This window comes from Acinetobacter sp. AND/436, assembly GCF_049546925.1.
GTDB classification, from domain to species: domain Bacteria; phylum Pseudomonadota; class Gammaproteobacteria; order Pseudomonadales; family Moraxellaceae; genus Acinetobacter; species Acinetobacter indicus.
The window spans coordinates 1-10779 of record NZ_JBMXBO010000025.1 but is presented as its reverse complement, the minus strand read 5'-3'; the positions used below and the strand labels follow the sequence as shown (position 1 = coordinate 10779).

Annotated in this window: 9 protein-coding genes; 4 read left to right on the top strand and 5 right to left on the bottom strand. The window is 47.8% G+C overall.

The annotated features are described in order from the left end of the window. Positions 1-43: 43 nt before the first annotated feature. Positions 44-223 (top strand): hypothetical protein, encoded by a 180-nt coding sequence (locus ACPEPR_RS13545; RefSeq protein WP_423562545.1) that lies wholly within the window; start codon positions 44-46, stop codon positions 221-223. A gap of 333 nt (positions 224-556) precedes the next feature. Here the strand turns inward: ACPEPR_RS13545 and tyrS are convergent, their stop codons facing one another. Then, positions 557-1789 (bottom strand): tyrosine--tRNA ligase, encoded by a 1233-nt coding sequence (gene tyrS, locus ACPEPR_RS13540; RefSeq protein WP_005181149.1) that lies wholly within the window; start codon positions 1787-1789, stop codon positions 557-559. A 63-nt stretch (positions 1790-1852) separates the two neighbouring features. Here tyrS and ACPEPR_RS13535 point away from each other — a divergent pair, with 63 nt between their 5' ends. Beyond that, positions 1853-2980, top strand: a complete 1128-nt coding sequence (locus ACPEPR_RS13535; RefSeq protein WP_005181147.1) for an anhydro-N-acetylmuramic acid kinase — start codon at positions 1853-1855, stop codon at positions 2978-2980. A gap of 73 nt (positions 2981-3053) precedes the next feature. On the opposite strand, the gene erpA is transcribed toward ACPEPR_RS13535, so the two are convergent. The 4 genes from erpA to ACPEPR_RS13515 all read right to left on the bottom strand — a co-directional run bounded on the left by erpA (position 3054) and on the right by ACPEPR_RS13515 (position 7103). Then, entirely contained in the window at positions 3054-3389 is a 336-nt protein-coding gene (erpA, locus tag ACPEPR_RS13530) for an iron-sulfur cluster insertion protein ErpA (protein WP_005181144.1), read from the bottom strand. Positions 3390-3511: 122 nt separating this feature from the next. After that, positions 3512-4480 (bottom strand): putative solute-binding protein, encoded by a 969-nt coding sequence (locus tag ACPEPR_RS13525; protein WP_171065126.1) that lies wholly within the window; start codon positions 4478-4480, stop codon positions 3512-3514. A gap of 347 nt (positions 4481-4827) precedes the next feature. Further along, entirely contained in the window at positions 4828-5838 is a 1011-nt protein-coding gene (locus tag ACPEPR_RS13520) for a putative solute-binding protein (RefSeq protein ID WP_016659761.1), read from the bottom strand. Positions 5839-6095: 257 nt separating this feature from the next. Next, positions 6096-7103 (bottom strand): putative solute-binding protein, encoded by a 1008-nt coding sequence (locus tag ACPEPR_RS13515; RefSeq protein WP_034598267.1) that lies wholly within the window; start codon positions 7101-7103, stop codon positions 6096-6098. Between the two features lie 232 nt (positions 7104-7335). On the opposite strand from ACPEPR_RS13515, the gene ACPEPR_RS13510 reads away from it, so the two are divergent. Further along, entirely contained in the window at positions 7336-9273 is a 1938-nt protein-coding gene (locus ACPEPR_RS13510) for an ATP-binding cassette domain-containing protein (RefSeq protein ID WP_104489533.1), read from the top strand. Between the two features lie 309 nt (positions 9274-9582). Continuing rightward, positions 9583-10746, top strand: coding sequence for a zinc-dependent alcohol dehydrogenase (locus ACPEPR_RS13505; protein ID WP_005181133.1), 1164 nt, complete (start codon positions 9583-9585; stop codon positions 10744-10746). Positions 10747-10779 lie beyond the last annotated feature (33 nt).

The following is a 10779-nucleotide window of genomic DNA, read 5'->3' as shown; positions in this document are numbered from 1 at the left end:
GTCATTCAAACAGGAAACGTAAAATGGCATCCAGCTGCTGATCATGGGTATCGGTATTATAGGAATACATACGCTCCCTCTGGCTCGAGTTTATTTTTTATATGGAAATGATGATCCGGATTTATTTATACGCCGGATTTTTGCAGCGGGCAACCATGGGCAGACACCGCTCCAGCTGCTCAAAAAACCGCTTTTTTCAGGTCAAAGGCTAAATTTTGGATAAAAAAAAGAAAGAGATCTCTCCCAAAATCTCTCCCTCGGAGTTGAATCTTTTACGGATCCATATGTTATTGTCATTATTATTTTCAGCTATTTTCGCGCTTCTTGGGGATGAAACGTCATCAAATAGCAATTTACCCTCTAGATATGTAGACACCACATATTTAGACGGATAAATCTTAAACATAAAATATGACAAAATCAAGACAATCGGAAAAATTTAATTCTTGTTTTTATAAGGTTTTTTTTAAATTTAAATATTTAAATATCTTATAAGCAATATCATAAAAAAAGCAGACCGAAGCCTGCTTTTTAATTCAAATACTTAACTGCATTTTTAGTCGGTAAAGGTGACTTTGGCAATGGCCTTTTTACTGGCCTGCACAATCAAGGTCACGTTTTCTTTTACCGAGAATGAGGCATCGACTGGTTGCCAATCAACTTTCACTGCACCACGACCGACAGCATCTTTGGCTTGTGCCGCGTTTTTGGTTAAACCTGCTGCACGTAAAATAGAAGCAATGAAAATCTCGCCGCCATATTCGCCACGTGAAATGGTCACTTCTGGTGTACCTTCTGGCAATTCACCTTCGGTAATCAGGTTACCGGCACCTTTATGCGCATTGGCTGCAGCTTCCGCACCGTGGAAACGCTCGACCAGTTCCAGCGCCAGAATCTTTTTCACATCCTGCGGATTACGACCTTCAGCCACTTCTTTCAGTAACTGCTGGATTTCTGCCACAGACTTGAAGCTGAGCAGGTCAAAATAACGCTCAATCAGTGAATCCGGCATAGACAGCACTTTTTGATACATCGCGCCTGGGGCATCAAATACACCAATATAGTTGCCCAATGATTTCGACATCTTGTTGACGCCATCTAAACCTTCCAGAATTGGCACGGTAATACACACCTGTGCTTCCTGGTTATAACGGCCCTGTAAGGTACGGCCCATCAGCAGGTTAAAGGTCTGGTCAGTACCGCCCAACTCTACGTCGGCTTCTAAAGCCACTGAGTCATAGCCTTGTACCAGCGGATACAGGAATTCGTGAATCGCAATTGGTTGCTGGTTGTTATAACGCTTGGTGAAGTCATCACGCTCCAGCATACGCGCCACGGTTTGCTGTGAGGCCAGTTGAATTAAATCGGCCGCTGTTTTACTAGCAAACCATTCCGAGTTAAACACCACTTTGGTTTTGTTTGGATCAAGAATCTTGAACACCTGTTCCTGATAGGTTTTGGCGTTTTCCAGTACCTGCTCGCGTGACAACGGCGGACGGGTCGCGCTCTTACCGGTCGGGTCACCAATCATGGCAGTATAGTCACCAATCAGGAAGAAGACCTCGTGCCCCAAATCCTGGAACACTTTCAGCTTGTTAATTAAAACCGTATGACCCAAATGCAGGTCAGGTGCAGTCGGGTCAAAGCCCGCTTTAATTTTTAAAGGACGGTTCTCTTTTAATTTCTTTAGAAGATCTTCTTCAGAAATAATTTCATGCGTACCTCGTTGGATGAGGGCAAGTTGTTCTTCAGCTGGCAAGAAATTTGACATCACAAAACCCAAACACATCAGTTATTCAATTTGTGCGATATACTAACACTTTTTCAGCACATTGCAGGCTTAAGAATAACCATGACAGCGATCTATATTGGGGTAATGACCGGCACAAGTATGGATGGTGTCGATATTGTTGCTGCTTCTTTTGATCCTTTACAGCTTCATGCCACCCTGACCCTGAGCTTCGATCCCGATTTACGCGATGAACTGATGGCCCTGACCCTGCCGGATGACAATGAAATTGACCGGATGGGCAAGGCCGATGTGGCGCTGGCGCAAATGATTGGACATGGCATTAACCGCCTGATTGAAGAACACCAGCTTGATCGCAGCCAGATTCGTGCCATTGGTTCACATGGCCAGACCATCCGCCACCGGCCTGAACATGGCTTTACCCTGCAAATTGGTGATCCAAATATTATTACCGAAATAACCCAGCTGCCGGTGGTCTCGGATTTCCGCCGGCGTGATATGGCTGCCGGTGGACAAGGTGCTCCGTTGGTACCAGCTTTTCATCAGGACGTGTTCCAGCATGACAGCATCCACCGGGTGATTCTGAATTTGGGCGGGATTGCCAATGTCAGCATGTTGCCTGCCGGACAGCCGGAAAAAGTCTATGGTTTTGATACCGGCCCGGCCAATATCCTGATGGATGCCTGGTGTGAACGCTACACCGGCCAGCCTTATGATGAAAACGGCAACTGGGCGGCTTATGGACAGCCAATTCGCAGTCTGCTGGACCGGCTACAGGCACATGAATATTTTTCCAAAGAGCCGCCAAAAAGCACCGGCCGTGAAGATTTCAACCTGGAATGGCTGGATGAACAGATTGCCGACTGGCGCAATGACCTGGCCTATCAGGAACTGGAAGATACCCCGGAAAATGTGCAGGCCACCTTGTTAAAGCTGACTACTCGGGCGATTAAAAAAGCCATTTACCGCTCCGGCATGGACACCGGTGAAGTCTATGTTTGTGGGGGCGGTGCCTATAATTCCTATTTACTGGAACAGCTGCGCTGGCGCTTACGCAAACATGAATGGAGTGTACAGACCACGGCAGATTTAGGCATTAACCCGACCTGGGTAGAGGCCACTGCTTTTGCCTGGTTGGCGATGCGTTTTCTGAACCAGCAAAGTGGCAATTTCCCGGCTGTGACCGGGGCCAAAGGCTACCGGATTTTAGGAACATTGACCGCAGTCTAGGCCAATCTCTTTGTATTAAAAAAGATATTAAAAAAGCCCTCAAAATAGAGGGCTGAGTATTTTAAAATTCTGCTTAAATCGAGAAAGAAGAACCACAGCCACACGTAGTCGTGGCATTCGGATTTTGAACCACAAAACGTGAACCTTCCAGACCTTCTAAATAGTCCACCACTGAACCGACCAGATATTGATAGCTAAGTGAATCGACCAGCATTTTTACGTCACCATTCACGAATTCAGCATCATCTTCATTCATGCTTTCAGCAAAGTTAAAGCCGTAAGAGAAGCCCGAACAACCACCACCGGTCACATAAACGCGTAACATTAAATCTTGGTTGCCTTCACTGTCACGCAATTGGCGTACTTTGTTCGCAGCATTGTCAGTCAGCACAAGGGCTTGGGCATTCATGTCGGATTCCTCGTTCGATTCAAATGTCTTTTAACAGAAAAGACCACATATCAAGTATAACATACCCAATATATGGTCAGTCATGTTCAATTCAAAGTCAATTCAGACTAATTTTATCAGGATTATTTGTAATTCTCATCCTGCAGGCCGCATTCGAAGTTTTTCGGATCCTGCTTACAGCGGAATTGCCACAGCAGCTTCATCATGCGTTTGTCATAAATGCCACGTTTGGTCAGGTCAATCCGCGCCTCACGCATCATCTTCTGATAGCCCGGTTTGTCGGCTGCCGGAATATTCATCCAGTATTTTTGCGGAATATCGGCTTTCATTTTACCCAAGATGTTAAAGGCACGCGGTAATTGACCTTTGACCCATTCCCGTGATTTCTGGCCAAAACCGGCCGGGAACTTGTTCGGGCGAATAATAATATTGCCAGTCACCTGTAAAATCGGATAATTCACAATCGCGCCTTTACTGCCCAAGCCCTTATGCAGCTCCAGTGGCTTAAACACGGCGGCCGGCGCACCAATAATATCGACCTGACCGTTATTGAATTTACTGCCGAAGTTGGTGACATCTGAACTGACTGCCTGCGCGCCAATCTGCTGCACCATAATTTTTTGTGCCTGGTCATAATCCAGGACCGCAATTTTTTTACCGGCAGCTTTGGCCACGGTATTAATACTGCGGTCATTGACCATTAAAAAGGCATCACCGACAGGCACTACACCAGCCACTTCATACTGGCCTTGAGTCATAAAGCGGGAAAATTTCGGACTGGCCAGTCCCTGCATGACTTTGACCGCCAGATTTAAATCGGGAATTGCACCAATCGCATCCAGAGAACCGGTAAAGCTGTTAAATTGACGCCCGCGCATACCGGTGACACTAATCCCGTCACATTTACCGGCTTTAAAATCTTCGGCAATTACCGCTTCATTCTGCCCGACGCGCAGTTCAATATCGGCGCCCCAGGCTTTGGCCGCCAGCTGATAGTCCAGCATCAGCGCATACACATCACCACTTTTTCCCACCAAATCAAAGACACACACTGTCTGCTTGGCCTGTGCTGCAGTCGCACCGAGTCCCATCACTGCAGCCAGTGCGATGCCTTGAGCATAATATTTCATTGATCTTTCCTTTATTGCTGTTCTTGTTGTTTTCAGTTGTACTGAATCGTGTTTAATGTTTTAAAAAGCTATTTTAGCGCATCCATCCTTGTTCTTTTTACCCTTGGAGATCACGCTCTCCTGCTCCTCCTGTCTGTATGCCTTTGATGAAACAACTCATCTCTATTTTTTTAGGCTTGGACAAAGATGAAGCTATTATTTTTGATTAGCTTACGTGATTTGACCTGAACTGCAATGGTCCAAGTGACAAGGTTCCAGATGCAACAACCCGGCACAGATGCCGGGTTGTTTTTCCTTAAAAATGAAGCTTATTCACCGCCCAGTGAACACTCGAAGTTGGCTTTATCGACAGAACAGCGGGCACGTTTGAGTACGCTCATCATCGACGCATCATAAATACCGCGCTTGGTCATATCCATCCGCCCTTCACGTAACAGTTTCTGGTATTTGGTTTTCTCTTCCGCGCTCAGGTTCATTTTGTATTTGGCTGGAATGCCTGCTTCCAGACGTTTAATCATGCCCAAACTTTTTGGCAGGTTTTTCGAGAACCAGTCACGCGATTTCTGGCCAAAACCAGCCGGGAATTTCTCCGGACTAATTACTAAATCAGCCGTGACATGCAGTACCGGGAAATTAAACATGGCGCCTTTGCTGCCCAAGCCTTTATAGATTTCCAGCGGCTTATAGGCATAGGCTGGCGCACCAACCATATCGACCTGGCCATTATTAAATTTCGCCACAAAGTTAGACACATCGGAGATTACCGCCTGAGCACCGACACGTTGCACCATAATTTTTTGTGCATCGTCATAGCCCAGTACCGCAAATTTCTTGCCGGCAGCTTTTTCAATCGAATCAATATTCTTGTCACGGACAAAAATAAAGGCCGAACCTAAAGGTGCAATTCCCGCCACCTCATATTTTTTCCCCCCCAGATTGGTGACCATTTTGCCGGCATTACGTTTGTCCAGGGCAAAGGTAATCGCACGTTGGGCAATGGCATTGCTGGGCACACCGCCCAGCGCATCAATTGAACCGGCAAATTTATTGTACTGACGGGCACGCATCGCAGTCAGGAAAACCGCATCACATTTGCCGGCTTTAAAGTCATTATCGGCCACGGCTTCATCCTGACGGGGAATCAGGTTAATGTCTGCGCCCCAGCCTTTTGCAGCCAGCGCCCATTCCTGGGCCATTTGATAAGATTCACCAGATTTGCCGAGTAAATCGAAGATACATACATCGACTTTGGCTGCCTGAGCATTGCTGGCCATACCCAAAGTAGCCAGCGCAGAAAGCGCGAGAATTGTTTTTTTCATTGTATTTGTCCTTACAGAATCGTCTTTCATCAAGAGTGTCCATACACTTGCTGAATATTAAGCAACTTGTTTTTAAAAAAATAGAGCTTTTACTCCAAATATTTTTAAATCGTGACCAATTCAATTTATACAGCTGCTGATCTCAAACCCACAAATTGCAGAGATCAGCAGCATTTTCAATGGCTTAAAAATTTCAGGTAGCGCGGCGAAAATTTACACATCGTGGCCACTTTTTTACAAACTTATAACCATTTTCTCTATTCACCGCCAAGTGAACATTCAAAATTGGTGCGTTCTACCGTACAACGTGCCCGTTTCAGGACCCGCATCATCGAGCCATCATAAATGCCTTTTTCAGTCAGTTCGATGCGGCCATCACGTAGCAGTTTCTGGTATTTGTCCTGATCTTCCTTGCTGAGTCGGGTGCGGTATTTATTTGGAATTTCCGCTTCCAGACGTTTCACCATGGCAAAGTTTTTCGGAATCTGCTGGACAAACCAGCGCCGGGACTGCACTGCAAAACCATCTGCGAATTTTTCTGGCCGGATAATCAGGTCCGCCGTGACATTGACCACCGGAAAATCAATCATGGCACCGCGTGTACCCAAACCTTTTTCAATTTCCAGCGGTTTAAAGGCATAGGCCGGTGCGGCCACAATATCAACCTCGCCCTGATTAAACTTGCGTACAAAATTGGAAATATCGGAATCGACTGCAATACCACCGACCCGCTCCACCATCATTTTTTGTGCCGGATCATAATGCAGAATCGCAAATTTCCGGTTTTTGATGTGCTCAACCGAGTTCATGGCCCGATCTTTAACAAAAATATAGGCCGAGCCAATCTGGCCGATGCCAGCCACTTCAAAGGTTTCCTGGCCAATCCGGGTCACCAGACGGCGGTTATTGCGCCGGTCCAGCACATAACTAATGGCTTTCTGGGCAATGCTATTACTTGGCACACCGCCCAGTGCATCAATCGAACCGGCAAATTTATTGTATTGCCGCGCCCGCATTGAGGTCATATAGGCACCATCACACTTGCCCGCCTTAAAATCGCGCTCGACCTGGGCTTCATCCTGATAGGCTTTCAGACTGACATTGCTGCCCCAGCGCTTGCTGGCCAAGGCCCATTCTTCCAGCAATTTATAGGATTCTCCGGCCCGTCCCAACAGATCAAAAACACAGACCTGCGGATTGGCCTGAGCCAGGCCACTGACGCCACACAAGGCCAGTGTCGACAACAACAAAACTCCGTTTTTCATTTTTGTCACCGTACATTTGTTTTTGTTTTTTATCAGAAATTTTAATATATCGGGCTTGGTTTTATAAAAAAACCCTGCATAGCCGCTTTCCGATAGATGACACGGCGCCCGCTTTTTCATTATTTTTTTCGATGTGTTGCTGTAGCACCTGAAATAAACTGCGCCAGCTTTTTGTTTTCCAGAGCGCATCCTTTAGAATAGGCGCATTCTGTTCCTGAGTTTAGTGAGTCCAATGATTCAATTTGACCAAGTCTCTTTACGCCGTGGTGGTCGTGTCTTATTTCAAAAAGCGTCCATGCAGATCCATCCGGGTTGGAAAGTTGGCCTCACCGGAGTCAATGGCGCTGGCAAATCGACCTTATTTGCCGCCTTATTGGGAGAACTGGGGGCAGATGAAGGCAGCCTGACCCGTCCATCGGGCTGGACCGTTGCGCACATGGCCCAGGAAGTCAAAGCCCTAGATATGCCGGCGCTGGATTTTGTGTTATCGGGCGATGAAGAATACTGGCAGATTCAGAAACAGCTGGCACAACCTGAACAGCTCAGTAACAGCGAACTGGCACAATTACATGGCCGTTTTGATGAAATTCATGGCTATTCTGCCCCATCTAAAGCCGCCCAGTTAATGGCCGGTCTCGGTTTTATGGAACATCAGCTACGTCTGGATGTCTCCAGTTTCTCCGGTGGATGGCGCATGCGTTTAAATCTGGCACGCACCCTGATGAGCCGCTCCGACTTACTACTTCTGGATGAGCCAACCAACCACTTGGATCTGGATGCCATTTTATGGCTTGAAGACTGGCTCAATGCCTATGAAGGCACTTTAATCCTGATTTCACATGACCGCGATTTTCTCGATGCAGTAACCGATCATATCCTGCATATTGAAAATCAGGAACTGACCTTATATACCGGCAATTACTCGACCTTTGAAGTGACCCGCAGCGAACGTCTGGCCCAGCAGCAACAGGCCTTTGAAAAGCAGGTTGAAGCCCGCGCACATCTGCAAAAATTTATTGACCGTTTTAAAGCCAAAGCCACCAAGGCGCGTCAGGCGCAAAGCCGGATTAAACAGCTGGAAAAAATGCAGTTGCTGGCACCGGCGCATGTCGATACCCCGTTTACCTTCAGTTTCCGTGAACCCACCAAAATGAGTTCACCCTTACTGACTCTGGATCAGGCCGAAATTGGCTATCCGGGCAAAAGTATTGCCAGCAAAATCAGTCTGCAGATTACCCCAAGCTCGCGTATTGGCCTGCTGGGCATGAACGGCGCCGGTAAATCCACCCTGATTAAATCGTTGGTTGGTGATTTAGCGCTTTTAAATGGCCAGCGCAAAGCCTCTGAACTGCTAAATATTGGTTACTTTGCCCAGCATCAGATGGATGCACTGGATGGCCAAGCCAGCCCGATGCTGCAATTGTCACGTCTGGCCGACAAACAGATCAGTGAAGCCACCCTACGTTCGTTTCTCGGCAGTTTCGGTTTTAGCGGTGAACGCATGGATACGCCGTGCGAAAGCTTCTCCGGTGGTGAACGTGCCCGTCTGGCCTTGGCGCTGATTGTCTGGCAGCGCCCGAATGTACTGATTTTGGATGAACCGACCAACCATCTGGATTTAGACATGCGTCATGCCCTGAGCATGGCCTTACAGGACTTTGAAGGCGCAGTGGTACTGGTATCGCACGAACGTCAGCTAATCGCCAGTGTCTGTGATGACCTGCTGTTGGTGCATGCCGGACGCTGTACTGAATTTTCCGGTGATTTGCAGGATTATGCCAAATGGTTACGTGAGGCCCGTCAGCAGCAGATCAATGCCCAAACCGCATTGGCACAGGCCAGCGCCAGTACCAACAAGACTGCCGCACCGGCCAAAGTCGATAAAGAAGCACAGCGCAAACTGGCAGCGCAGCGCCGTGAAGAAACCCGTCCGCTGCGGAAAAAAATTGAACAATGTGAAAGCCAGATTGAAAAAATCCAGCCCCGTCTGGCCAGTATTGAAGAACAGCTGGCTGACAGCAGCCTGTATGAAGCTTCGCGTAAAGAAGATCTGCTCAAGCTGATGAATGAACAGACCAGCTTAAAAGCCACGCTGGAACAGGCCGAAGAAACCATGCTGGAACTGATGATGGAACTGGAAACCCTGGAACAATCATTCCAGAACAGTTAATCCCGTTTCTTCCGAAACCTTCCCCTCAAGATAGCCCCAGTGGCTATCTTTTTATTTCCACTTTATGATCACTCCTCTTTTTAGCCCGTCTGTTTTCTTTAAAAAGATCAAGGAGGATGCTCACCAATAGCTGTTTTCCTCTCCGTTTTAGCTCTGATTGCACTTACTGAACTGCAATATAAAGCCCTCTTGCACACAGCTTGGCCGGTTTTTTTATACATAAATTTACAGCCGCGCATCTCATCATGAAGAAATGTGGCCGGCTCAATGCGCGGGTCTGGCCTTCTGCTAGCCAAGAGAGGAAATTCTATGCGTGCCTTAACCTATCATGGAACCCGAGATGTAAGAGTTGAATCGGTGCCTGACCCAATTATTCAGGAACCGGATGATGTCATCCTTCGCGTCACCGCCACTGCCATTTGTGGCTCAGATCTGCATTTATATCGCGGTAAAATTCCGGCCACAGAACACGGCGATATTTTTGGCCATGAATTTATGGGCGTGGTCGAAGAAGTCGGCCCCGAGGTCACGGCAGTAAAAAAAGGCGACCGGGTGATTATTCCCTTTGTGATTGCTTGTGGTCACTGCTTTTTCTGTGAACATGAGCTGACTGCCTCCTGTGAAAATACCAATACGGGCCGCGGCGCCATTCTGAATAAAAAACAGATTCCACCGGGTGCAGCGCTGTTTGGCTACAGTCATCTTTATGGCGGCGTGCCGGGTGGACAGGCCGATTATGTGCGAATCCCCAAAGGCAATATCGGTCCTTTTAAAGTTCCCGGTTCACTGCCGGATGAAAAAGTGCTATTCCTGACCGATATTCTGCCAACCGCATGGCAGGCGGTGACCAATGCACAAATTGGCAAAGGCTCCAGTGTAGCCATTTATGGTGCCGGACCCGTGGGATTACTGTCAGCGGCCTGTGCACGGATGCTTGGCGCTGAACAGATTTTTATGGTCGATCATCACCATTACCGGCTGCAGTTTGCCCATGAAACCTATGGCGCGATTCCAGTCAATTTTGATGAAATGGATGCGGCCGAGTTTATTATTGACAATACTCCCGGCCATCGGGGTGTCGATGCGGTCATTGATGCAATTGGTTTTGAAGCCAAAGGCAGCATGATTGAAACCGTGATGACCAACCTGAAACTGGAAGGCTCCAGCGGCTTTGCCCTGCGCCAGTGTATTGCCGCAGTGCGCCGTGGCGGCGTGGTCAGTGTGCCGGGCGTCTATGCCGGTCCAATTCACGGTTTCCTGTTCGGTGATGCCTTTGATAAAGGCCTGACCTTCAAGATGGGCCAGACCCATGTGCATCGGTACCTGCCCGAATTACTGGAACGGATTGAAAATGGCGACCTGTCCCCCGAAGTGATTATTACCCACCGTATGAAACTGGCCGATGCTGCCGAGGGCTATCGTATTTTTGATCAACGCGAACAGGATTGCCGCAAAATCATTCTCACGCCCTAATCCGTAGTGCCATCAAAAAAAGCGCCCGCAGGC